Here is a 26434-nt window from a genome sequence, read left to right as displayed (position 1 = left end):
CTTAACTTACTTTCACAGCAATTCTTTCACACGCATTGTTAAGATATCCACCAGGATTCCAGGAAGGAATAACCATAGGCTGCGTAACGCCGGCATCATCGGTAGCTTTTACCCAAATTTCGTAATAACCTTTTACAGGAAATTTTATATCTGTATTCCAATGCTGCCAGGCCAGACGATTTACAGGTGCTTCCAATTTGCAATTCTGCCAGGTAGCACCAAAATCTATGGAAACTTCTACTTTTTTAACGGATTTATCTCCTGCCCAGGCATGTCCGCGCAGAGGTAAATTTTCGGTGGAGGTGATAACCGCACCCGTTTTTGGAAAAGTAATGATAGACTTTACCGGCATGGATTCGATGATCCTGAAATACTCGTCAGTAGTTGGAATTTCAGTTCCGGGCGGTACTGGATTTTTAGGCATTTTGTAACTATGTCCTTCCATTTTCGCACCGTCATGTATTTTATTGCGAACCGATATCCGGCTCAGCCATTTCCCGGAAACTGACGCCGGCCATCCGCCAATAACCAGACGCAAAGGATAACCGTGAAATTCCGGAATATCTTTTCCATTTAGTTGCCAGGCGATAATCGTTTCGTCTTCCATCGCCTTGGTCATAGGCACTCCTCTTGAAATTGCCTCCTTTTTTGGATCTTTACTCAAATGCAGATCTTTGCCGTGATAACCGATATAAACCGCGTCATTTTTAATACCGACATCTTTTAAAATATCTTTCAATCTCACACCCGTCCATTCAGCACAATGAACGGCTCCCTGGCCCCATTGATTGCCAGATGCGGCAGGGTAATAGCCGGAACGGCCGTTTCCCCCACATTCCAAAGTAAGCTGATAGGTGTAATGTTTAAATTTCTTTTTTAATTCGTCAAGAGAATATGTTTTTGGTGCAGTAACCGATTCTCCGTCAATTGTTAAAGTCCAGCTTTTTATATCAACTTCTTCCGGAATTAATCCATTGTTACGGATAAACATTTTTTCAACCGGAGTAATCCGGTCGTCCAGTAAATTAATGGGAGATTCCACATTCCAGGGTTTGTCGCCCTGTACGATCATATCACTGTTTTTGCCTTTCAAAGCATCTTTTTCTCCCAGTGCAATGGGAAGGTATCTTCTAGGTAATTTGTCTGCAAAAACGATTTCGCTGCCCAAAGTAGTTGCTATGGCGGCAAGACTGGTTTTTTTTAAGAAACCGCGTCGGTTAAAATATGACTTCATAGAATCGGATACTAACTAAAAATATAAGGCAATTTAAATCAAACCTCGTTACGAAAAGTAATTAAACCATAAAACTTACTCATAAAAAAGGCCATCCTACCTAAGGACGGCCTTTTGATTCAAGAAATAGCGTGTATCACTGATTTGAACTTTACTCACTAGTAGTGCATGTATATGTTCAACAGGACTAGGTTTACATGTTGATATTTATACTATAAGAAAAGACCTGCAATAGCAAGAACCTGATCTTTTGTAAGTGGTTCGTCAAATGCTTCGGTAATTGCTGCGTCCGATTTACCAGCAAGACCTGTTAGGTTTACTCCACCCTGCGTTTTGTTATCCTCACCTGCATACACGGCTGCCGGTGCACCTTCTGCATTGGTAATCCAGGATTTAATTGCTGTATTACCCGTAGCAGCACTAAGCAATTTACGAACGATTGAAGCATGTCTTGCTTCCACAGAGTGAACCTGCAAAGCATATTGCAACAAATCAGGATCGGCCATTAAACCGCCAGCCTGGCCTTTGTAAGCTCTCACACCTGTATCTTCAAGTGCATGAGAAACAGTAAGGAATGTGTTATAATCTGTAAACACGGTTGCGAAATTACCTTTTGCTGTAAAATCAAAAGCCGGTTTGGTTACTGCTTTTGCACCTAATGCACCTTTAAGAAAAGCCACATGCTGCGTTTCATGCTTACCAATCTGCGTAAAAATGGCCTTGTCTGTTGAAGGGATCAAACCAGATGCTGCGTTAGCTGCCTGATAAAAATCGTCCTCCAGATATTCAAGTGTCAAGGCAAAATTTAATATATCAACAGCACCTGCGGATTGCGCATATGCTTTGTTAACGATTGAAGCAAAAGCGGTAGGAACAGCAACAGCTGCAATTTTACTGCCAATTCTGTTCATAAAATGACGGCGTGTCGCATGTTCCAAACGGCCCACTGAGTCACCATCTATTTTTTGAATTTCATCTAATATTTTGAAAATGTCCATATCGGTCAAATGTTGAAGTCTGTTGGAAAATTATTTAGGTAAGTTAGCTCCGCTGATCTTGGTTTTTACGTAAGGCTGAACGGCTGCAAGAATTGTTGCAGAAGCAGTAGCTTTATCCAAACCATTAGAATCGATCTGCGTATCGCTTGCGAAATCAGCAGTTTTTGGTGTTAGCAAATCACTGATCGCAGCTGCATGACGGGCTTCAACCGACACAATTTTTCCGGCTATCAAAAGATAATCTGCTGATTTGATAAACTTGCCAGCTCCATTATAAGCTGCAACGCCTGTATCTTCAAAAAGTTTTGCTGCTCCAAGAACTGCGGCACGGCTTGTGAAATCTATTTTAGAAAAATCAACTTCAAGTGAAGGGATAATCTGAGTAGGCGCGGCTGCTGTAAGAGCGGCTTTGAAAAAATCTCTGTGGATCACTTCGTGATCGCGGATATCAGTTAAAAGAGTAGTTTCAGCAGCAGTGATTCCTGTGTAAGGAGTTTTTACAACCTGTTCGTAAAATGCAGCTTCAAGTTGTTCCAGAGCGTAAGCGTAGTTAAGAATTCCTACATCACCAGAACCTAAATCAACTGTTGTTCCATCAACCGGAGTGACTACGTCATCATCGTCATTTTTACAAGCTCCGATCGCGAGTGTACCAACCGCTGTTGCAACACCTGCCGAACGTAAGAATAGTCGTCTGTTCAGAACTGATTTCTGACCGTCCTTTTCAGAATCGTTTTGTGAAATTTTATTTTTGATCATAGCAATTAAAGGTTACGATTTCCTTTCGCCCGTCGAAAAGATTATTTGAAAAACCTACGCCTGTAATTAGTCTTTAGATCGATCGCTAAAAAAAAAGGTATAATTTATTTACTATTTATTATGGTTCTATTTTGTAATCATCAGTTACTTGTAAAAGCAAAAAAGCCCCTGAAATAAATTCAGAGGCTTTTTGTACTATGTTGATTGTTCTTCCGTAGTTATTGCTTAATCACTTTGTGAGAAATTACAGCTCCGCTTCTGCTTACCATTTGAACTATGTACAGACCTGCTGACAGGTTTTGAACATTGATTTCACTGGTTGGTGAAGCCGAAGACTGATACACCGTTTTTCCGTTTGCGTCAAAGATTTTGACGGTTTTCACAAGGCTGAAATCCTCTGTTTTGATGATCAGTTTTTCAGCAACCGGATTAGGGTAGAAAGACGTTGTAAGGTTTGATTCGAAGGTCAATGATTGAATACGGCTGTATGCGAAAGTTGCATCTCTATCAATCATTTTCAGACGGTACAGGTTTTCCCCATTCAGCGGTTTTCCATCTGAAAACGTATAATTTTTCAGTGAAGTACTTTCACCATTGGATTTCTGGGTTCCAATCAAATCCCAGTTTTTACCATTCTGGCTTCTTTCGATTTCAAAACGGTCGCTATTAGTCTCTTCCGTTGTTGACCATTTCAACTGGGCAGTCTGGCCTTCTCTTGTGGCGGTGAAAGAGGTTAGGGTAACCGGAAGCGCACCTGTGATCAGAATCGTGTAGGTATTTTGGGCAGTTTGTTCTCCATCTGTTACAAAAACCGTAAAGGTATTGGTACCCTGACCGGCAGCAGTTGGATTTCCTGATAAGTCGCCATTTGCAGCCAATGTGAAACCGGTAGGAATAGCGGCTACTCTGAAAGTAGGTGCAGTTAAAGAATAAACCAAGGTAGCACCGATTTTTCCACCGCTACCTGCTCCCGTTCCTGTTGTAGCGTTGGTAGCAGAAGAGATATTTTTCGAATAGGTAGAGCTACTAATTGATGTAGATGGGAAAGTACCTCCCGGAAGTAACAGTTTAGGACTTACAATCAATGTATAAGGCTGTGGAACAGTTTGTGATGATGTTGGATCAGTCACCGAAATGGTAAAGGTATATGTACCTGGTGTCGTTGTTGTTCCGGATATTACACCAGCCGAGCTTATCGTCAATCCCGGAGGAAGAGTTCCGCCTGTTAGTGCATAAGTATATGAGGCAGTTTCACCGCTTCCGCCGGTAGGTACTGGAACAGCAGCAAGTCCATACGTAGGAGCACCTTCGTAGCTGTTTGGGAGAGCAGTTGGGTTAGCAACAAGTTGGTCATATACTTTTACATTACTGTATGTCTGATCAATAAACTCGCCGGATTCGGTGTCTGTAATTCTAACTACAAAGTTATAAGAGCCGTCTGTGGTAGGTGTTCCTGAGAAGGTACCGTCAGAGTTCAATGTAAGGCCTGTTGGTAAAGCTCCGGAATTTACGGCATAAGTTTTTGCTGCCCCGCTTCCACCCGATGGTGCCGGGATTGCGGATGCACCATACGCTGTGTTTTCAATACCGAATGGCAGTGCGCCGTTGTTGGCAACAAGAGCTGGGTAAACAACAAGATCTTTTGTTAAAGTTAAACCTGTTGATACACCATTTTCCAGAATAGTTACCGTAATAGGATAAGTGGTTTTGACTGCCACAGTTGGTAAAGTTGTAGCTGAAACTGCACCCGTGTTACCGTCGAATGATACGCCTGTAGGTGCGCCAGTTTGTGTATAAGTAAAGGTATGGCCATCACTGGTTCCTTTAATAAAACCACCTGTCGCTAATGGTTTACCAGAGATCCCTTTTGGAATTGTTACTGATGCGTCGGTGATAACAATTACTCTGAGTTTTGTAGAGTCAGACAAGTTTACGCAAGATCCTTTTTTTGCCAAAGCAATGTAGTCACCATTTGTTGAAACACTTATTGGAAAAGCTCCACCCGTACCAATTTCTGTGGTTGCTGGTAAGGCTCCTTGCCAAACAATACTATTTCCTGTTGAAGTAGCAGTAACTGCCGGTGTTGTATTTGGGAAAATGTAAACCAGTTTTTTGGTTAACGTAGGTTTTGCAGGAACCGCCTGAATATCATAGATTTCGATACCTCCACTAATTACGTTTGCCGGAAGAAGAGCACTGTAAGAAACTGTAATTTTGTCGAATGCTCCGCCAGGCGCAAAATAGAATGGAATAACTTGATTAGTCGTAAGAAGGCCGATATTGATGAGTGATGAAAGTGCAGTTTTTGATCCCACTGGTGTTGAGCCATTAAATGCCTGCACTTGTACACTACCTAAAACGCCTACGGTTAGAACAGTACCTGGTAATGATAACAAAACCTTTACTTCATCAGTCGCAGCCGAAGGTCCGGTTAAATATACGGTTTGGGAAATAGTTTCAGCAACACCTGCGCCAACCAAACCTGATGCAAGTGTTGAGTGAGTTGTTGTACTGTTGTCAATTGCAGACTGCGGGTTAAGAACAGTATTATTTAATGTTACAGAAGCGATAGATTCTAGTTTTCCAAGATCTGTGTATTTTGGAAGTCCACAGTTAACGGCATTTTCATAAGATGCGTAGTAGACTTTTAATGATGCAGTTCCAAAACCTAGTGTGGCAACACCCTCATAATCAAGAGTAACACGAATCGCACTGTAAGCATTTGTTGGTGTGACTGCCAGAAATAAATTTCCACTGCCATCTTTTACCAGAGTTGAAGTAGTTGCCCCACCACCCGGAACAGATACTTTTATAAGATCATTGGAGAGCAAGTCTAAAAGATTTACTACATCTGAAAGATCCACCGTTATACCTGTAAAAGTAGGAGCGTCAATTCTTATGTAAGATGTTTTACCCGCTGGAATGACTGGTGAAGTTCCGGGAAACGTCATTTCAATAAAAGAATTACCTGCTACGGACACATTTACAGGTCCAATATTTACGGAAAGACCGCTTGCGTTTAGTGTGGCAAAATTAGTATAATTTGCGTCAGTTGCAGCATTTGGAGTTACGACTGATGTTCCGTTCGGAATATATTTTTCGTCTGATAAAAATTGATTCCTGTTACTGCTTACTCCACTCGTGTTAGTAGTGGCATACAGCTGCGCATATGAATTTTGGGAGACCAGAGTAACTATTAACAGAAGTGCTAAAAGTGGAGAAATCCAATCTTGAAAGTTTTGTTTTTTGTAAAAAAATCGTTTCATGACAAAAAAATTATAGTGAGAAAAATTTAGTAAAAGCATTATTGTCCTAACGTGTCTACGCCTGTTAAATACAGTTTAACTGAGTTCAAGTCTGGAATACAGGTTTCACTGATTGCCGCATATCAGCAGCAATCAGGATGGCGCGTAAGAATGATTACATAAATTGGCTATATTATTGTTGCCTATTTATGGAGTGCATTTCGCTGTCGTTTATACAGGGAGAGAAAAAGAGATGTAGTATTCATGATATTATATATAGTGAGAAATATTTAGTAAAAGCAAAGGTGGTATAGCGATATCAGGGCATAGCTCTTCCAGTCCGGTTCAAATACAGTTAAACAGGGTGTTTTTATATTATATTAGAATCAGAGCTGCGAATTAGCTGTAAATCAGCATAGCGGCAAGCAACAGCAGTCGTATGACTTTGCTATTTGGGGTTTACCAAAGCATTCGTCAAACCTATGCTGTCGTTGGGGCAGAGGAAATGTCAAAGATGTGTTTTTCATATTATGTACTATTGTATGGTGAGAAATATGTTTAATGTTATAGGGTCAAGACAGGGATAAGAGTCAATCAATTCAATTAGCGAGGCTATTACCTCACATAGAATCGCTTACCATCATATTGATAGTGCCTGATTTTGAATGCATGTCAATTTTCTCTGTCTTCTAAATTTCTAATTTTAGTACCTTTTTAATCATTGTGGAGTTCCGATGCTGATAAATCAAGACCAGATTGTAAGCCAGCAAGTTGTAAGCTGATACCGGCAGCATGTTGTGGGGTAAGGTTACTACAACGGCTTAAAATCTGACAATCAATATTTAAGCCATTGATCACTTCAATACAGGGTAAAATTTCATTGCCTTGTTTCAATTAAATCACTAATTCAGAACGTCAAACTAATGTTATTTCTTTAAGCACTTTATTCTATCATAAACATAGTAAAGTTTCTACAATTATCTAACACATAGTTAGATTATTTTATTTAAAAAATATTTAGCGGTTTAGCAGAATGCCCATTCAAGTGAAAATGAAGATGTAATGAAAGGATTTTAAGAATTGAAGTGTTTTTGAAGGAAAAGAAAAAAGAAAAAATTTACCCTTTTTGTACAAGAAATAAAGGTGTTTTATTTCAGGCTGTTAAGGCATAAAAAAACATCAAAAATTAAATCCAGGTATTGTAATACCTGGATTTAATTTTTGATGCTCGTACCGAAAGAGTACAGATTTTTGAGATAACGTTGAGTAAAAGTTTATGTAATATTTTTTAATATTTAATGTTAATGAATATCCAACACATAATCCGGCGAATTGAAATTATATTTCAAAATATCAAAAGTAATATTTGTTCTACAAGTATTCGCTTAAAAAATTCGTTGTAAATATATAAATTATTTGGAATTATATGAGTGATCATGTCAAAAAAAACAGAATTTTTTCTGTTTTCTAAAATAGTCATGATTCGTGTTCGGTTAGTTTCGAAAATAAATGCGAACAGAATATCGAATTTATTTTATAAATTCTTCGATGTTTAATACTTACTTTTGAAAGCTACAACATTGTTAATTGTAGATAGCTATTTAACTGATTGATATTAAGTGTTTTGCCTAACTAAATTTGTATCATGACGGGTTGTAGATTAAATATTGAAGTGTCATGACAATAGAATTCCAGAAATAATTTGTCAAACAAAACTCGCAGGATTATGAAAAGACTAACATTGGCCATGATGGCTCTGTCAATAGTATCTCTGATTTCTATCACGAAATCTGATGCTATGACCAATTGTCGTGTAGAAGTTTTAGTACAAGATAAAATGTCTGTAAAACCGGAGGATTTACCCGAACCAATCAAATCCACGCTCTCCGCCGGAGCCTATGCAGGATGGGAAATTACTGAGGCATTTCTGATCACAAAACCAGATAAGACCCAGTTTTTTGAAATCATCGTAAAAAAAGGAAGTGAAATGTCGAAAATCAATCTGGATAAAGACGGCAGGAAGGTTGAATAAACGTTTTAAGAAAGAAAACGCCGAAAAGCAGAACATTCTCCGGCTTTTTGGCGTTTATTTTTGCAATTTTGCATTTCCGCAAATCGTTACATAAAGAAATTTTTAATATCTAATCCTTTTTTGCCTTATGGCTCACTTGCTCCTTGTTGAAGACGATACCACATTTTCTAAACTGCTAAGTAATTTTCTTGGTAAGCATGGCCATGAAGTGCAGGTTTGCTCAACAATAGCGGGAGCGAGGGAAGCAATACGTTCTAATGGTGCAGATAAATATGCAGTGCTGATGCTGGATTACCGGCTGCCGGACGGAAACTCGCTGGATCTTTTGAAATCACTTAGAGAGGAAGGTAACAGAACGCCGGCACTGATCATGACCAGTTTTAATGATATCAGAACGGCAGTGACTGCCATGCAGAGCGGAGCGTTTGATTACATCACAAAGCCTGTCAATCCGGAAGAATTATTGATGGTACTGAAAGAGGCGCTGAATCGAAAAGAAACTGTTTCTGTCAAAACAACAAAAAAGCCGGAAAAACAATCGCTTGATTTTATTGAGGGTAATAGCAAAATTTCGAAACAACTATATGAGTACGTCCGTTTGGTTGCACCTACGGATATGTCGGTCATAATTCAGGGCGAGAGTGGGACCGGAAAGGAGCATGTTGCCAAATCCATTCACAGACTAAGTAAACGCAGCGATGGTCCCTTTGTGGCGATTGACTGTGGCTCACTTTCAAAAGATCTTGCCGCAAGCGAACTTTTTGGACATAAAAAAGGTGCTTTCACTGGTGCTTTGCAAGATAAAATTGGTCAGTTTGAGGCTGCTGACGGAGGAACACTATTTCTGGACGAAATTGGGAATCTTGGCTATGATGTGCAGATAAAACTGCTTCGTGCTTTGCAGGAAAGAATCGTTGTACCGATTGGAAGTACAAATCCGGTGAAGGTGGATGTGCGGTTGATTGCTGCTACCAATGAAGATTTGATGTTGATTTCCCAGACCGGCGATTTTAGAGAGGATCTTTATCACCGTTTGAATGAATTTAAAATTCAGGTTCCTGCGTTACGTGAAAGAGGAGAGGATATTGATGTTTTCATTCAGCATTTTGTTGATAAGGCCAATGAGGAATTAGGAAGAAATGTTCGTGAAATATCCAGAGAAGTGATGGATATTTTCCTGAAATATGACTGGCCGGGTAATTTGCGTGAACTGAATAATGTGATTAAAAGACTTGTGCTTTTATCGAAAGATGAAATTGCTGATCTGAAAGCGTTACCGCAGGAAATGATCACCTCTATGGAAGCTGTGCCAGCTGCTCCGGTGAAATTGCCCGGAGGCTCAGACCTGAAACTGTTGCAGGAAACGCATGAAAAGGAAATGATTGAAAAGGTGTTGCAGGATGTTCGTTATAACAAAAGCAAAGCCGCAAAGCTTCTGAACATAGACCGCAAAACACTTTACTATAAAATTGAAAAGTATCATATCGAGTAAGACAAAATCTTTTCATCGATCTGTTCAATTAATATATCAGCCTCTGCAACTGTTTTATTCAGTTCGGAGGCTGTCATGCTTTCCGGGTTTTCCCTGAGTGAAATTTCGATTTTTCTAAATTGAACAGATATTTCAGGTGCTCCAATTTGCCCGATCCGGCCAGATAAACGATGCGCTATGTCTGTTATTTTTTCAGTATTATGCACCGAAATGGATTCTTTTAAATCAGACAAATCATTTCGGGTATCTTTTACGAATTGTTCAAGAATTTCTTTTAATAATGTTTCATCGCCAAAAGTCATTTCTTCAAGTACACTGAAATCAGGTGCATTTGAAAGTTTTTCGGGATTTTCAATGGCCAAGCTGGCCGGGATTTTTGCTGGCTGATTATCGGAATTTGCCTGCAACAAATCCAGAATTTCAGTGGAATGAAATGGCTTCATCAAAATCCCGTCAAATCCCATTTCTAAAAGTTTGCTCTGTTCTTCCGGCAAAGCCTGGGCAGTCAATACATAAATCTTTACCGATTTTGAAGCTACTTTTCTTAATTGCTGACATAATTCGGCACCGTTCAGGCCAGGCATTCGCATATCTGTTAGCACCACGGTAACTTCTTCATCCCACTCTTTTTCTAATACTTCCTCGGCCGAAGAAAAACAATCATGCGCGACATGATGTGTTTCCAAAACCGAAGCACACCATTTCAAGATGAAGGCATCATCATCCACAAGCCAGACCTTGCCGGTTATATTGTAATTTTTTTCTGAGGACTGGTCGTTGACCCCGGAAGGGATTTCACCTGTGAGGAACTCTGTATTGACTGTAAATGTGGTCCCTTTATTCAAAGTACTGTTAACTTCAATAGTCCCGCCCATCGCATCAACCAGCGCTTTTACAATACTCAACCCCAAACCAGTTCCGCCGAAACGACGGGCAATGGAAGGATCCGCCTGTTCAAATTGATTGAAAACCCGGCTCAACTGTTCTTTTGACAATCCGATTCCGGAATCTTCGACTTCAAACTTCACAGCAATATTATTTTTTATTTCAGTGTGTGAAACTCTTAATACTACCTGGCCTTTTTCTGTGAATTTGATGGCATTTGTCAGTAGATTATATAAAATCTGGCGAAGCCTGAAAGGATCTCCCTTCAGATACACCTCATTGCCAAGTGTATTTTCCAAAGACAAAACCAGCGATTTGGAAGTGGCTGTCGGCCCCAACATTTTCACGACTTCGTTTAGCAAGGGTGTTATTGCAAAATTTCTTTCTTCAAAAGTGAACTGGTCAGAAATGATCCGGCTGTAATCCAGCACTTCATTTACCAGATAAAGTAAATGCTCTGATGCTGAATGGAGCGTTTCCAGATCTTCCTTTTTTGGTTTTTCTTCTTTTTTTAAAGCCTCGGCATAACCTATGATCGATTGCAGCGGCGTCCTGATTTCATGGCTCATGTTGGATAAAAATCGTTGTTTTGCCATGCTGTGATATTCGGCTTCTTCTTTTGCCTCTTCCAAAGCATAGCGGTATTTGCTGCTTCTGGTAATATCTGTGAAAATAAAATAAGCCAGTAGGGCAGTAAGGAAGAAAAATCCGATCATGATGTATTCGATCTGGTTGATACTTTCTCCAACCATATTTTGGGTTTGCAAACCATCCATACTGGCCTGGCGAACAATTTCTCCTTCTACCTCCTGCATCACACTCCGCAACTGCCCTACAAGTGCATTCCCGGCCGTGGTCAGCTCATGTTCCCGGTTCACAAAACGATCGGTACGTGCGCGTTGTGATTTTTCAATAGCCTGCACTGCCACTCCTACTTGTTCAATAGTGCTGTCTTCCCTGGCCACTTTAAGCGTATCAATATGGGAAGTAACTTCTTCTTTTCTGATCACTTTGGGTAGCGGGGCAGGAGGTGGGGTTTTTACTTTTTTGTTAAAAACCCGGTTGAAAAATCCCTTTTTTTCTTCGGGAGCTGAGGAAACCACGGGCTCCGTGTAAACAGTTGTTGTAGTTGTTCTTCTCTCCGTAGTAATGACGGTGCTGTCCGGTCTCTTTCTTTTCTTGGTGGTAATAAGCCCTGAAATGCTACTGACTTCTTCTGAGAGTGCTTTATTATTTACCAGTTTCGACCTAACTCTGACATAATCACTATAAATGCTATCCCTGGCGATGAGGATACTTTTCATCGAGTCAATACGTATAACCTGCAACGGTGTATCACGACAAAAGAAACTTAACGTATCCAGCGTACTGATCAGCTGTGCTGACTGGTGTAAAAACTGCTGCCTTACCGAATCTTCTTTTTCAGGAAGTGGCCTGGCATTTTGTAGTTGATCAAGTAAAAGAATGTCTTTGAAGACCTTATTGACAATCCGTAATTTTTCACTGGGAGTAGAAAGGATTTCCAGCTTTTCCAGCATATTTTCGAAAGCGATTTTACTGACAATCCATGAAGATCCCAGTGCAATGGCGGCCACGAAGAAGCCCAAAAGCACTTTGCCTTTTACAGACTTTGTAAATGATCTGTTTCTTTTCGAAGACATTATAAATTGATCATGGTATTGATTACTAACGCAATTTTGCGAAAAAAACGTTTAGTTTTCCAAAGAATGCATTTTCCCTGTATTTTAAAGAATGCTGTTTTCCGTTTAAATCACAAAAAAACAGGCCACCTCAATGAAGAAGTGACCTGCCAGTAATATTTTTCAGATTTGTTATTTTGCCAAAGAGTTGATCCAGGCAGCAATTTTCATCGCGTCTCCTTTTGGAACCTGTGGCATTGGAGCCATTGGTGTCGCAAAATCAGGCCAGTTTTCAGGTTTTGGAGCGTAGATCAAATCAACAATCTGCTGATTGGTATACTTACGTTTCGCAACATCAACATAAGCCGGGCCAACTACTTTTTTGTCGGTTGCATGACAAGCCAGACATGTATTTTTAGTAAGCAATGGTTTTACTTCTTCCCATGTTGGTGCTTTTGAAGCTGAGGCTGTTTTTGCCGGTGCAGCTTTTCCTTTTCCATCCGGAGAAATATGTTCTTTTACCGGTGCGGCTTCTGTTGCTTTCACGTTTCCTGATCTGGATGTTTTCAAATCAGCAGATTTCAATTTCTCACCGTCAGGGATGTTGTTTAAAGTATAGTATGCGTCCGGGTGAACCAGTGACCAGTAATTTCCGGCAGCACGTACACCTTCAAGCTGAATTTTATGCACGTAATACTGACGCATTCCATCCAGTACGATTCTCACTTTTTTGCCATCTTCTGATACTTTCACACCCTTCACATTTACTTCTTCCGGATTGATCGGAGGACTTCCGTATACAGGATAGTGTTTGTATAAATAGCTGCTCACTTTGTAAGAATCAAGATCTTCCGCAGATTTGCGGTCAACCGGCATAGTGAATTCAATTTCAAAACCATCAGGCTGTGCCTTCACAGTATACATTTCAAACGGCATTTTTCCATTCCAAACCAAACGCTGCAATCCCTGATTGGCATCACCTGCCGAACCCCATCCACGGTTTGTTTCACCCACGAACATAGAACCATCCTTGTCAAAAGCCATACGCAAAACGCCCGACTGGAATCCGCTGCGGAATCCGATAGAAGCACCCTGATATTCACCTTTTACTTTTTCAAGTACCAGACGCATGATGTTACTTTGTCCCTGGTCACCAACAAAAACCTGGCCGGTAAATGGACCGAAGCCTCCTTTTGTTTCATCCATAATCAGTTCAGAAGTAGAAACTCCGTGAACACCATAAGGCAACCAAACAGCCGGAAGCTGAACCATAGGATATTTTTCTTTCAGTTGATATAAAAACTGAGGCTCTTCTTTTCTTGTATTTTCAGGTTTGATCGCACGGTTATTTGCATCTCTTTCCTGACGGTTATCGCGTTCCGCGAAGAATTGTTTTTCAGTCAATTTAACAGGAGAATTTGGTAGTTCAGCCCATTTCAGACCAGCCGGATGTCCCATAAATCCACCTTTTTTAACAGGGAAAACGCCACCAGTTCCCATCCAGTCACCCTGGTTATCTGTATACCAAAGTTCGCCGGCGAGCATACTGATACCCGCAGGAGAGCGAACGCCTGTTGCGTATGGCTCAAACTTTCCATCCGGCGTGATACGGAAAATCCATCCGCGGCCCGGAACACGGCTTTCGCCTCTCCACCATTCTTCGTCACCAAAAGCTACGTTTCCACTTACGAAAAAGCTTCCGTCCGGAGCAACTTTCGGTCCAAAAGAATATTCATGGTAATGCCCTGATAATGGCCAGGCGTAAACTGTTTCATAAACATCCGCTTTTCCATCACCGTTTTTGTCGATCAGTTTTGTCAGTTCACCACGTTGCGCGCAATACAAAACACCGTCTTTGTAAGCAAGACCAAGGATTTCGTGCAAACCCGTTGCGAATTTTCTGAAATAAGGCGTACGGCTAGTAGGATTATCCACGATCCAGACATCTCCACGGCGGGTTGAAATTCCCAAAGATCCGTTTGGCAAACTGGTCAAACCACCAACTTCCAACACAATTCCCTCGGGAATCGGCGGCGTGATGATCTTGTAAAAATCTTCCTCTTTTGGCGATTCCTGAGCTTTTACCATCGGTAGAGCCGCCAAAATGATTAATGCTATTTGAGCAATTTTTTTCATTGTTATTATCAGCTTATAGCTTTGATTACTTTAATTAGAATAAGATGGCATATTTCAGATCTCCGTTTTTCACCGGAACAATCAGTTCCTGGTTTCCATTAACCGTTCTGATCTCAGGTTTCACCGTTTTGTCGGTAATCTGGATAAAATACGATTTGTTGTTAACCGCGTAAAGTCCTTCTGAAACTTTTTCAATTGAAGTACCTTCTGCCAGTTTCGCTACAAGATCTTTTACAGGATTAGCAACTTTTACTTCGCGTTCGAAATATTGGTTATTCACTACTGAAAGATGATCAGAAACCGGAGAACCGAAAGCGATGTAATTGAATGTAGGCGCATCCGTATCATCCAGTGAATATCCTTTTGGACGGTAGCCGCTTCCGGTAGTATCTGCCACCCAGGCAGATTGTCCGTTGATTTTTCCAAGCAACATATCATTTCCTAAAAGCGTAACGCTGCCACGTGGACGGGATGAACCATCACCGCGGTCGTGCCACATTGGTGTTGCATCAAGAAATTCTCCACGCCAAACCTGCAAAACCGCGCCTTTTTCAAGGTCATAGGTATAATGCAGATTAGAAGGACTTCCTACTGAAACTGCATGTACAATACGGATATTTTTTGCAGCAGGTGTTTTTTTGAAATCCATAAAACTGCGCATAACCGTATTGGTGTTGGCCGTAACCAGGATAGGGTCCACGCCACCACCCGTTGCGCCGGAGCTTAAAGTATTCAAAGAAGTTTCTCTGAAACCAGGGCCGGAAACCCAAAGTCCAAGAACCGGTTTCATCCAGCCTTCTGTTTTGTTGTTGAAAAGCTCAATATTATGCGTGCCGGCAGCTAACGTAGTTTTTGCCTGACGGAAGCCGTTATTGTCTCTGCTTTCCAGTGGTAAAACATCTTTTCCATCAATTTTCAGGTAAGAATTTCCAGCGGCCTGCAATCTGAAATTATAATCACCGGCTGTGGGTGCGTTATATTTTCCGTTGTAAACGAAAGAGTAGTTATTAGCTTCTTTCAAAATCTCCCAGGTAAGCGCATCCGTTTTTCCGGATTCCGCTACTTTTTGTTTTGAAAGATCTTCTTTATCAGAAAGATTTCCGTAATAAGTCTTATAAGTAAGGTCTGATAACGTTCCCGGTTTTTTGTCAAAATTATTGATCACAATGTTTTTGATCGCCAGTGAACCGTGATCCCCCTGGATACGGATAGGCCCCATCGCAACGTCTTCTGCTGTAAGAGAACCACGTGTCGGGCCGCTCACTGCTACATTTTCATGGATAAGAACGCCGTTCAGAATAATTTTCAAAAACACAGCGTTAGAAATTTTCTTTCCGGCGGCATCGAAACGCGGAGCCTGGTAAGAAATTTTGATATTTTGCCACAAACCAGGAGCTTTGGCTACATTGAAACGAGGTGCATAACCTTCGTAACCTTTTTCGCCTTCTGGTTTTGAATCATTCCAGCGTTCGTAAATTCCGCCGTTGTCGTTATACTTAGCCGTTTTTTTACCCCAGCTATCAAATAGCTGAACTTCATAATTGCCTTGCAGATAAATACCTGAATTGGATTCTTTTGTCAACATAAAATCCATTTCAATATCCAGATCTCCATGTTTGAAATTGGAGATTAATTCGTATTCCTGACCGTACTTTCCTTTTTCGTGAATAGAGGCTAAAACTCCTTTACCAGGTTTGGTATTCAAAACATTGACTTTGGAAATATCAACAGAGGCGTCGCCCACAATTTTCCAATTGCCGGCTTTGTTCGTAAATGCGCTTAGGTCGTTAAGAGGAATAGCCTCCTGTGCAAAAGCAGATTGCACGGCTATCACTCCCAGACCCCAGGCGATAAATTGTAAAAAGAAACTGTTAGGTTTAAACATACAAAAAGTAAGCTTAATAGGTTTATAGATAAAAAGAGGTACAAATTACGATATAAGAATCGGGAAAATCACATTTCTTTTCTGCTGAAAAATCAATCTCATTCATTTTAACATACTATTTCATAATGCATAAGCCAGATTTCGGGGCGAAGTAATTGCAATCCTGATTCTTATAAAAATCAAAATGCGAATTCATTGCAAATTAACAGATCCAACTTGCAGGTTGTTAAAATAAACCGCCGTTGGATCTGCCGGAAAAAGCTAAACGTTAGGAATAATTATATCTTGATGATTTCAGGTTACTATTCAGAGGAATTTGCAAGGTGATTTTAGTTATCAACACTAAATCGGTTTAGCAAACTTACTTAGATATTAATAATTTTTCAACAGGTAGTATGAAAATTACCTCCGGCAGGATGAATTTTAAGACGCCGTTTTTGTTGAAGAATCCCTGATGATCAGTTGGGCTGGAAGAATAATCTCGTGAATGTTAATATCCTTTTCTTTTAAAGCGTTCAGCATAAGCCTGATAATGTGCGTGGAAAGCTCCGGCACAGGCTGCGCCACAACGGTAATAGAGGGACTGTAAAATTTAAAAAGATCCTGATCGTCAAATGAAACGACGGCAATATCATTGGGAATATTGAGTTTCAGACTTTTAATCGCCTGCAAACCCCAGACACCGATATAGTTGGTGGAGAAGAAAACTGCGTCAATTTCTTTGTTCGTACTTAAAAAAGAAGCGATCTCGTTAACATTTTGTTCTTCGCCGTTATAAAAATTTAGTTTTTTGACAAAGGTTTTAAGTCCGGCATCTTTCACAGCTTTTTCATAACCACCTTCACGGTCAGCCATTTGCATCTGATCAGATTCAATCGAAACAAAAGCAATATTTTTAAAACCATTTGTAATTAAATGGTTAATTGCCTGGCAGCTGCTATTAAGATTTTCAATCCCGACATAATTGCATTTTAATTTCGGAAGGTTTCTGTCAATCAAAACGACTGGTATATCCTCGTCAATCAATGATTGAATTTCATCTTCGATTCCCTCGGGAGGCGTGATAATAAATCCGTCAATCGACCGGTCGCGGAAAAGCCGGATCAGTTCTATGGCCTTTTCTGTTTTGTTATCTGTGCTGCAATAAATAATCCGGTAACCTTGATTATGCGCCTCTTCCTCGATCAGTCTGGCAACCTGGGCAAAAAGAAGGTTATTGGAAATATCTTCCACCATCAGGCAGATAATTTTCGATTTGCCGGTCCGTAATCCCTGTGCCATCATATTGGGTTTGAAATTCACCTCTTCGACGAACTTCAAAACCTTTTCAGTAAGTGCTTCACTGATTCTTTTTTCCTTGGCCTTACCGTTCAGAATGAAAGAAACCGTTGTAATTGATATCCCCAATTCTTTTCCTATATCCCGTATGGAAAGTTTTTTACTCATTTTTAAACGGCGGGCGTTAATTATGCAAAATAAAAATTCACCGGAAACCTCAGCTTCCAATGAATTTCTATTCCTATATTTTTATATAAAAAAACCAGAAAGCAATATACACAATCATTTCTTAACTGATTCCATCACCACTCTTTTCTTGTTTGGCCTGGCACCCATCACGAAGTTGATCTTGCCACCTTCCATAATTTCGGAATGGGTAATGTAGTTGCGGGTCAGGACTTTACCATTTAGCTCAATTTTTTGAATGTAGACATTTTTATCGCTCTGGTCTTTTACGTCAATTTCAAAAGTTTTACCGTTTTCAAGATTAAGCCTGGCATTTTGTACCGTCGGGCTGGTGAAAATATATTGATCTGAACCAGGTGCAACCGGATAAAAACCCAGTGAACTGAAAATAAACCAGGCACTCATTTGCCCGAAATCATCATTCCCACCCAAACCGTCTACCGAAGATTTGTACATCGCTTTCAAAATCATTCTGGTTTTTTCCTCTGTTTTCCAGGGTTGATCAAGCCAGTTGTACAAATACGCCACATGATGAGAAGGTTCGTTTCCGTGAACATAATTTCCAATAATGCCGTCACGGGAAATATCTTCTGTATTCTCAAAATATTTATCAGGCAAATTCATACTGAAAAGCGAATCCAGATGTGCCGTGAAACGTTTCTTTCCACCCATGAGCTCGATCATATCTGCTGGTGCCTGCGGCACATACAAGCTGTAATTCCAGGAATTTCCTTCAATAAAACCCTGGCCGTGCGTATCCAGCGGATCAAAGTTTTTTCTCCATGAGCCATCATTTAATTTAGGACGCATGAAACCAATTGAAGCATCGTAGACATTTTTGTAGTTACCAGCACGTTTGCTGAACTCTTCATAAATATCATTACGATTCAATTTTTTCGCCATTTGCGCGATACACCAGTCGTCATATGCATATTCCAAAGTTTTGGAAACCGAAGATGAATTTTTGTCATCCGGCACAAATCCTTTTTCCATATAGTAATTCAGTCCGTCGTAATAATTGTTTCTGGCAGTGGTCACGCAGGCGTCCAGTGCTTTGTTTACATCAAAATTTGCATTGCCTTTGATCACCGCATCCGCAATAACCGGCACCGAATGATAACCAATCATACACCAGTTTTCATTGGCATAGTGAGACCAGACCGGCAGCATTTTATGCACACTTTGGTTATAATGCGCCAGCATGGATTTGATCATATCCGCATTTCTGGCGGGCTGCAAAACATTGAAAAGCGGATGCAGCGTTCTGTAAGTATCCCAGAGCGAGAAACTGGTATAGTTTGTGAAACCATCGGTTTTATGAACGTTCTGGTCTATTCCTTTGTAGGAACCGTCAACATCCATGTAAGTTGTTGGCCCTAAAAATGAATGATACATGGCGGTGTAAAAATTGACCTTATCATCTTCATTGATCGCTTTGATCGCCACTTTATTGAATTCTTTGTTCCAAAGCGCTTGTCCTTCCTGTTTCACCCGGTCAAAATCCCAATGTGGAATTTCTGCTTTCATATTCGCTAACGCACCTTCGGTACTTACCGGCGAAATGGCAAATTTGATCTTGATCTTTTCGTTTTCGGCAGTCTGGAAATCAAAATACATTTTCAGGTTTTTTCCTGCTACTTCGGGGAAATTATGCGCCTGATCGAATTTGCCCCAGAAACCTTTATAGACATTTTTATCGTCAATTCTGGTGCCGTAATTTTTAAACGGCTTGCTGAAAGTCATCGCGAAATAAACGATCCTTGTTCTCGCCCAGCCATTGGTCTGACGAAATCCGGTGATCAAAGTATCATTTTCAACCCGCACAAAAGTCCAGACATTTTTATTGTCATATTGATAAAGTCCGGCCATCAGATCCAGGATCACGTGCGCCTCATCCGATTTTGGAAAGGTATACTGATGCATTCCTACACGGTTACTGGCTGTTAATTCGGCCGTGATATTATGGTCGTCAAGTTTTACTTTATAATAGGCAGGCTCTGCAATTTCGTTTTTGTGAGAAAAAGCCGAGCGGTAGCCGCTTTCCGGTTTATCTTCCGTTCCAGGATTTAATTGGAGTTTTCCCGTTGTTGGCATGATCAGGAAATCACCAAGATCCGAATGTCCGGTTCCACTGAAATGCGTATGGCTGAAACCTACAATTGTTTTGCTGTCATATTGATAACCTGCGCAAAATCTGTACACATCCGCATTATATTTTCCATTGACACCATAAGGCAAAGTATCAGTATCGGGACTGAGCTGAACCATCCCAAAAGGAACAGTGGCTCCCGGATAAGTATGGCCCATTTTGGCTGTTCCAACCAGCGGATGTGCATAAGGGACAAAGTTTTCCATTCCTTTTTGCGCAAAAGAACTTAGCGAGGTCAGAAAAAGAGCAGTTGAAAAAAGCTTTTTTAGGGTCATTTTACTATTGAAATTTATAGGAAATAAGGGCATGACCTTGAAGGTCAGCATTTAACTTACCTTAAAAGTAGATATAAATCGATTTAGCAAATACAAGAGCAATTTATATTTTTAAAATTTGTGCTAATTATACAATTTAAGACATGTAAATTTGAAATCTCTGACCGAAATTGACGTTTTAATCTGCGTAAAATCTTATTGAATAAGTTTGAAAGATAAATTTTATGAGTAAATCAGTTCTTTTTGAATCTTATAATCCCAAATAAAAATCGATTGATAATCTATGAAAAAAATTACAATGATTGTGGCTGGTATATTGACAACAGCTGCGTCGTATGCCCAATTACAGCCCTCGAAACAAACTCCTGAATCAAGCGAATTATGGACTCCTGTTCCCCGCATCGTAACACCTGGTAAAGCTCCTGCGACCGGTTATGGTTTTTCAGCGCCTTCTGATGCGATCGTTTTGTTTGATGGCAAAAATCTTGATCAATGGGTTTCAGGCAATGAAGGCGGCGGACCAGCTCCCTGGACAGTGGCCGACGGTGCTCTAACCTGCGCTCCTAAAAAAGGTGATATCGTTACCAAACAAAGTTTCTCCGATTACCAGCTTCATATCGAGTGGCGTGCTCCTGCAAAAGTGGAAGGAAACAGCCAGGGACGTGGAAACAGCGGTATTTTTATGCAGGGAATTTATGAGCTTCAGGTACTTGACAGCTACAATAACCCAACCTATGTAAACGGACAGGCGGGATCTATTTACAAACAAACAATGCCGTTGGTTAACCCGGTTGTAGGACCTGGCGAATGGCAGACTTATGATGTGGTTTACACTGCACCTCATTTCAATAAAGATGGCCAGATGGTTATTCCTCCATACATCACAGTACTTTTGAACGGTGTTTTGGTTCAAAATCATACAGCGATACAGGGAACAACGCCTTATATTGGACAACCGATGATCACGCCGCACGGACCAGGCCCGATCAAATTACAGGATCACAATAACACAACGAGCTTCCGTAATATCTGGATCAGAGAAATCTAGTATCAGAAAATACTCAATGAAAAAAGGGATGTCCGCAATGGCATCCCTTTTTCGTTTTATCAAAACTGAATTCAATCAAAGTTCACTGCAAAATTTCAGAAGCTGTTTCAACTGCTCTTCATTTTTATAATCAATATCATTTTTTTGGAGATATTGATTTAAAGCATCCTGCTGTTTTGCATAAATTTTTGCGAAAGCGGATCTTCTGGCCGGATGAAAATTGCGGTTTTTGTCAATCAGATAATAAGTGGTTTTATAAATATAGTCCGGATGCGACGCATTATTTTGCCACTGGAATTCGCCGTTCAGATTATTAATTAACAGGGAAGTAGGAATTACACCTTCGCTTGCTGTTAATTTTCTGTCAGACATATTAGAGGAAGTGCCTTTAATCGTTAGAAATCTCTTTTTGGCCAGTAAAATGTCGTCGAAGTTTCCTACAACTTCCATTTCTCCGTTTTTAAGCTGACTGTAAAAAACCTTTTCACCGATTAAGATACGATCAACAAATTCCTTATTTGTGATCAGCAGCGTATCGTGGTTTGTGGCGATATATTGCACCTCTCCGTGCAGATAGTTGTAATTGAGTTTTACGTTGGTATGCTTTCCGTTCTTGAAATAAACCTTGCCATCCTTAAATTCTTCATATTGATAAATTCCCCGGGAGGAAACGCGAATTGTTTCCTTTTTTTCCTTTGGGAAAGCCGCAGAAAGTGTTTGAGAAATCAGATCGCTGGCTGGCGCCGAAAGCAATAGCACAAAAAGCAAAGTTTTCATATATGAGGATTGTTTAGTTGCAATTCACAAATGCTGAATCAGGTACTGATCACTCGTACTTTAAGGAAAGAAAAAAATGCTGGTTTAACGTAAAGATGTGATTTGTAACTTTTTATACCCCTCTTTTGAAAAATAAATTTATTGTCTCAAAGGGCGGCATACTCCTTCTTTGGTTTGAAAATATGGTTCTTGTTGAACATCACAATGGCAACGAGAATTAATCCATAGGCTGCCAGTTGCAATGCTGTAATTTCTTCTTTGAAATAAAATACAGCAATCATAAAACCGATCAGTGGATTGATATAAAGCAAAATTCCCATTGTTGAAGAATTTACACCTTGCAGTGCATACAAATTCATGAACAGCGGAGCGATTGTAAAAACAATAGCGATGACAAGTATCAGCAAATAAAATGAAATCGCTGTTGGAATTTCTGCGCTGTATACCGGGTAAAAAGGAAGAAGGAGCAAGGACGAAAACAGGATTTGAAAAGTAAGGAGCAGGAATTTATCAAATCCGTTACTCTTCTTTTGGCTTACGAGATAGAGCGCGTAAGAAACGGCAATGATGAGACTGTATAAAAGGTCTGTAACATGGCCAATGGATAATAGCGAACAACTAAGCGCGCTTAACGCCACAGCCGCCCATTGCCAGCGATTCAGTTTTTCATGCAAAATAAAATAAGCCAGCACTGTTGTCAGAATCGGGCAGACCAGATAGGCAAGTGACCCTGCTTTGACGCTGATATGATTAATTGCATAAATAAAAAAGAACCAGTTTCCGGTTAATAATAGACCTCCCATTAAAGTGATGATCACAACTTCCCGTTTCTTTTTCTGGTTTAGTGATTTGAAAAAAGAATAATTTTCTCTTAAAACTTTCTGTCTGAAAACGAGACTGATGATCAGCATCAGAACAGCGCAAAAGAAAACTCTGTAAAAAAGAATATCCAGCGAAGCATATTCATGTAAGGCTTTTAAAGCAAAACTGAAAAATCCCCAGACCGTAAATGAAGAAAATGCAGCGATATAATATTTTGAAGATTTCATTTCAATCGATTCTTAAAGAATCACAAAATTAAAAGATGTGAGTGAGTTCCTGAATAAACCTGATTAAAGAAGTTTCGTTCCGTAATCGGGCTTGAATGAATAAATTCTTGTTTATTAATTTCCCCATATTGTCAGCGGAGAAAAGTTGAAGAAATCGTCAATTTAATTTAATGGATTATTTTTTAGTACTTTATAGATATAAGATTTCGTTCGGGATATCTAGCACGACAATTTTATTAAATAAACCAGTACTACTAACTTACCACTTATGCGAATATTTTCTGGTTTATCCCGGTCAAAATACATTTCATTTTCCATTCTGATTATTTTGGTCGCGCTGCAATCTTGTAAAAAGGATGCGGAAACAATGACACAACAAGAGCTTGTTAAAGAATTAAGCAAAGAAAAAAAGTATAATGAGCTTCTTGAATATGCAGCTGGTGCAGGTGTAAAAACCGAGAAATTTGCATTTAAAGAATCCGACGCGCCGGTTTTTGCTTTGCTTGAAGAAACTGGTTACGGTCATCAGCCATCTTTCAGGTATATCAATAAAAAAATTAAAGCCGACACAACGATCCTGAAAGAGGCTGCAATAGCTTTGATTAAAGGCGAATCGGTTAACAAGGTGATGGAGAAGATCGAACCTGAATATCCGGTTTATAAAAACCTGAAAAAACATTACACACGATTAATTGCTGAAAATAAAAAGGATAGTGCCGCAGTGGTTGCAGAATCTATCAATGCTTATCGCTGGATACACCGACAAGCCGGCGAAGCGCCTCGTCTGGTTATGGTCAATATTCGTGGTGCGTATCTTACCGGTATGGATGCTGATGGAAAGGGCGGTATTACCATGCGGACCATTGCCGGAAAGATTGACACACAAACGCCAACCATTGATACTTATGCAACAAGTATTGTGACACATCCATACTGGAATGTTCCTAAAAGTATTGCGATCAAAGAAATCTTTCCAAAAGCCGCAAAAGACGAGGAATATTTGTCGAGAAATAAAATTGAGGTTATTGACAAAAAGGGCGAAGTAATTGACCCGGCTGATATTGACTGGGAATCCATGACACCTGAGGAATTTCCATACCGCTTTCGCCAGGAAACCGGTGGCGATAATTCATTGGGATTGTTGAAAGTTGAAATAAAGAATCCGCTTGCCATTTATTTGCATGATACCAACGCCCGTTATCTGTTCAATACAGACCAGCGCTGGAGAAGTCATGGATGTGTAAGGGTTCAACGTCCTACCGAGCTTGCGAATTTTATGGCCGGAGAGCAATTGCTTGATAACGATACGCTGACGGAACAGGATACGATTTCTATTCCTCCAAAGTGGCATAAACTGAAAAAAAGAATTCCAGTTTTTCTTTTATATCTGGGTGCAGATTGTAACGAAAAAGGAGATTTGCTTTATTTTGCTGATGTATACAAAAGAGATTCTCCCAAAGTCTGACCTTTTTCTTTGATCATATTAATGCCGGATAATAAGGCAGAAGACTTGAAGTAACGTGGGTTTTGGGAGTAAATAAAAAGGCCTGCGCCGTCGTATAAAAGCTGTATAAGTTTTTTGCTGTCTGCAATAGAAACGGCAGGGCATCCCTGGCTTCTTCCCAAACGGCCTGTGTTTTTGATGAAATCCTCACTTACATAATCTGCTCCATGCATAACGATTGCGCGTTCGTAGGCGCGATCGTTAATGCCTTTTTCCATACCTTCCAAGCGAAGAGAAAGTCCGTGTTTACCCTGGTAAGTTCCCAATGTCCGGTAGAAACCAAGACTGGACTGAAAAGAGGAATTATCGTTGGAGAATTCTTTCGCATATTCCTGACCAGAATTCCGGCCATGCGCCACAAAAGTATTTAATATCAGTTTTTTCTTGATCAGGTCGATCACATAGAGTCTTTTCTTACATGACGACTGGCTGAAATCGGCAATGGCCATGATCTGTTTGCCAAGACGGATTTTATGAAATCCGTACCAGGCATATTCAAATGCAGTTTTGGAAAGACCTTGGTTTTTCAGGTCAAGGGAATCATATAAAGCAGCCCATTCCGGCTTTGTAACAGAATCAGAATTAACAGCTACGGTATCTTTCTGAATCTGGTAAGAAGAAACTAAAAGGGGATTAATTTTTTGAAAGCCAAAAGAAACGCTAAGCGCAACAAACATTACTATAACTACAACTTGTGCTTTTGTCATCTCGAATACTTAATGGTTTGATAAGATTCAATTAAGAGGACCGGGGAATACGGTATATCACAAAACGTTACAAAGAAAAAAAGCTTATCTCAAATTAAAAAATATCCTTTCAACGTGTGAGTTGGTTTAACAAAACATCTGACGGAAATGGTTCCGAAGCTGAATTTTAAGCTATTTATTTTCAATCAAAATTTGTTTGAAATTTATAAGTAACAGGATTTAAATTATATAAAAGAAGTGCCTTTAAAGGCAAGAAATTACTTTTTGCAACAATATTTCATTATTTCTCTGACTACCTAAATCTAAGTAGATAATTTAAACGTATGTACTAAATATTTCAATTGCCGCTGACCCAAATAAGAGATCAGGAATTTTATTTTCGTCATTTTAAGAGTATCCGGGCCCTGTTTTGCCCGTTGAGTGAATGTGTATGAAGAAATGGGAAGTATTGGTTGCAGACAGTCATACTATCGTAAGAGTTGGTCTGGTTCAGTTAATAAGTGAGAATTTTGATTGTGAAATGCCGCTCGCCGGAGTGAGCTCGGCCGACGAAGCTTTGTTTACAATCAGGCAGAACTTCGATATTGATCTGGTTATAATCGGAACAAGTCTGGGGCAGGTTGATGATCTTATTGTTGAAATAAGAGCTATCTCAACCAAAGTCAGGATTTTAGTTTTTGCCAAAACGCTGCATTATCCTCACGCCATGAGTTATCTGATAGCCGGAGCAAATGGTTTTCTTACTCAGAACGCATCTGTAAGAGAAATCAACGCCGCTCTTGCAAAAGTTCTTAACAACGAAAGATATTTATGTCTGGAGTTACTGGAAGCTATGGCACAGGAGACGTTCCTGAATAACGTGCACCGAAGAAAGATCTCTCCTCATAAACATAAAACAGATACGCCCAATTCATTAAATGACAAGCTTTCAAAAAGGCAAAAGGAAATCGTGGATTATCTGATCAAAGGCGAGTCAGTTTCTGCTATTGCCAGTCATTTAAAAATAAAAATTTCAACCGTTGGAACACACAAATCCATTGTTTTTGAAAAACTTGGGGTTAAAAATGTGCTTGAACTTATTGAGATGTATTATGGCGATCTGGTTGTTTCATAAGTGAAGAACTGAGTTGGTGGCATGATATTGCTATATCATTT

The 26434-nt window shown here is 40.0% G+C and carries 17 protein-coding genes; 5 read left to right on the top strand and 12 right to left on the bottom strand.

Going from position 1 to position 26434, the window contains the following annotated elements; translation table 11 throughout:
• Position 1 precedes the first annotated feature (1 nt).
• From LXL81_RS22175 to LXL81_RS22160, 4 genes are all read right to left on the bottom strand, one after another.
• Positions 2-1234 carry a sulfite oxidase gene (locus LXL81_RS22175; RefSeq protein ID WP_234648949.1) on the bottom strand — a complete coding sequence of 411 codons (1233 nt, stop codon included), beginning with the start codon at positions 1232-1234 and terminating at the stop codon, positions 2-4.
• A 212-nt stretch (positions 1235-1446) separates the two neighbouring features.
• A complete protein-coding gene (locus LXL81_RS22170; protein WP_234648948.1) occupies positions 1447-2232 on the bottom strand; it encodes a ferritin-like domain-containing protein in 786 nt (261 codons plus the stop codon).
• Between the two features lie 30 nt (positions 2233-2262).
• Complete coding sequence (locus LXL81_RS22165; RefSeq protein ID WP_234648947.1) at positions 2263-2991, bottom strand: ferritin-like domain-containing protein; 729 nt, start codon at positions 2989-2991, stop codon at positions 2263-2265.
• Positions 2992-3209: 218 nt separating this feature from the next.
• On the bottom strand, positions 3210-6257 hold the full coding sequence (locus LXL81_RS22160; RefSeq protein ID WP_234648946.1) for a putative Ig domain-containing protein: 3048 nt from the start codon (positions 6255-6257) through the stop codon (positions 3210-3212).
• Positions 6258-7962: 1705 nt separating this feature from the next.
• On the opposite strand from LXL81_RS22160, the gene LXL81_RS22155 reads away from it, so the two are divergent.
• Positions 7963-8268, top strand: a complete 306-nt coding sequence (locus LXL81_RS22155; RefSeq protein WP_234648945.1) for a hypothetical protein — start codon at positions 7963-7965, stop codon at positions 8266-8268.
• A 127-nt stretch (positions 8269-8395) separates the two neighbouring features.
• Positions 8396-9760, top strand: a complete 1365-nt coding sequence (locus tag LXL81_RS22150; RefSeq protein WP_234648944.1) for a sigma-54 dependent transcriptional regulator — start codon at positions 8396-8398, stop codon at positions 9758-9760.
• On the opposite strand, the gene LXL81_RS22145 is transcribed toward LXL81_RS22150, so the two are convergent.
• The 5 genes from LXL81_RS22145 to LXL81_RS22125 form a co-directional block, all read right to left on the bottom strand.
• Complete coding sequence (locus LXL81_RS22145; RefSeq protein WP_234648943.1) at positions 9748-12306, bottom strand: ATP-binding protein; 2559 nt, start codon at positions 12304-12306, stop codon at positions 9748-9750. The genes LXL81_RS22150 and LXL81_RS22145 overlap by 13 nt on opposite strands.
• Before the next feature lie 171 nt (positions 12307-12477).
• Positions 12478-14421: a hypothetical protein gene (locus tag LXL81_RS22140; protein WP_234648942.1), complete on the bottom strand. Its 1944-nt coding sequence runs from the start codon at positions 14419-14421 to the stop codon at positions 12478-12480.
• A gap of 34 nt (positions 14422-14455) precedes the next feature.
• On the bottom strand, positions 14456-16306 hold the full coding sequence (locus tag LXL81_RS22135; protein WP_234648941.1) for a DUF1080 domain-containing protein: 1851 nt from the start codon (positions 16304-16306) through the stop codon (positions 14456-14458).
• A gap of 423 nt (positions 16307-16729) precedes the next feature.
• Positions 16730-17752, bottom strand: coding sequence for a LacI family DNA-binding transcriptional regulator (locus LXL81_RS22130; RefSeq protein ID WP_234648940.1), 1023 nt, complete (start codon positions 17750-17752; stop codon positions 16730-16732).
• Between the two features lie 114 nt (positions 17753-17866).
• The gene (locus tag LXL81_RS22125; protein WP_234648939.1) at positions 17867-20194 is read right to left on the bottom strand and encodes a GH92 family glycosyl hydrolase; all 2328 of its coding nucleotides are present in this window, start codon (positions 20192-20194) and stop codon (positions 17867-17869) included.
• Between the two features lie 283 nt (positions 20195-20477).
• Between LXL81_RS22125 and LXL81_RS22120 the strand changes: the two genes are divergently transcribed.
• The gene (locus LXL81_RS22120) at positions 20478-21242 is read left to right on the top strand and encodes a DUF1080 domain-containing protein (RefSeq protein WP_234648938.1); all 765 of its coding nucleotides are present in this window, start codon (positions 20478-20480) and stop codon (positions 21240-21242) included.
• Between the two features lie 75 nt (positions 21243-21317).
• Here the strand turns inward: LXL81_RS22120 and LXL81_RS22115 are convergent, their stop codons facing one another.
• Together LXL81_RS22115 and LXL81_RS22110 are read right to left on the bottom strand one after the other, a co-directional pair.
• Positions 21318-22019, bottom strand: coding sequence for a hypothetical protein (locus LXL81_RS22115; protein ID WP_234648937.1), 702 nt, complete (start codon positions 22017-22019; stop codon positions 21318-21320).
• Between the two features lie 146 nt (positions 22020-22165).
• Positions 22166-23068 carry an EamA family transporter gene (locus LXL81_RS22110; RefSeq protein WP_234648936.1) on the bottom strand — a complete coding sequence of 301 codons (903 nt, stop codon included), beginning with the start codon at positions 23066-23068 and terminating at the stop codon, positions 22166-22168.
• A 268-nt stretch (positions 23069-23336) separates the two neighbouring features.
• Here LXL81_RS22110 and LXL81_RS22105 point away from each other — a divergent pair, with 268 nt between their 5' ends.
• Positions 23337-24533 carry a L,D-transpeptidase family protein gene (locus LXL81_RS22105; RefSeq protein ID WP_234648935.1) on the top strand — a complete coding sequence of 399 codons (1197 nt, stop codon included), beginning with the start codon at positions 23337-23339 and terminating at the stop codon, positions 24531-24533.
• Here the strand turns inward: LXL81_RS22105 and LXL81_RS22100 are convergent.
• Positions 24491-25279 carry a murein L,D-transpeptidase catalytic domain family protein gene (locus LXL81_RS22100; RefSeq protein ID WP_234648934.1) on the bottom strand — a complete coding sequence of 263 codons (789 nt, stop codon included), beginning with the start codon at positions 25277-25279 and terminating at the stop codon, positions 24491-24493. The two genes, LXL81_RS22105 and LXL81_RS22100, sit on opposite strands and share 43 nt — an antisense overlap.
• Before the next feature lie 430 nt (positions 25280-25709).
• Between LXL81_RS22100 and LXL81_RS22095 the strand changes: the two genes are divergently transcribed.
• A complete protein-coding gene (locus LXL81_RS22095) occupies positions 25710-26393 on the top strand; it encodes a response regulator transcription factor (RefSeq protein ID WP_234648933.1) in 684 nt (227 codons plus the stop codon).
• Positions 26394-26434 lie beyond the last annotated feature (41 nt).

The organism is Dyadobacter sp. CY356 (genome assembly GCF_021440195.1).
Lineage (GTDB): Bacteria > Bacteroidota > Bacteroidia > Cytophagales > Spirosomataceae > Dyadobacter.
This window is presented reverse-complemented; position numbering and strand designations above follow the sequence as displayed.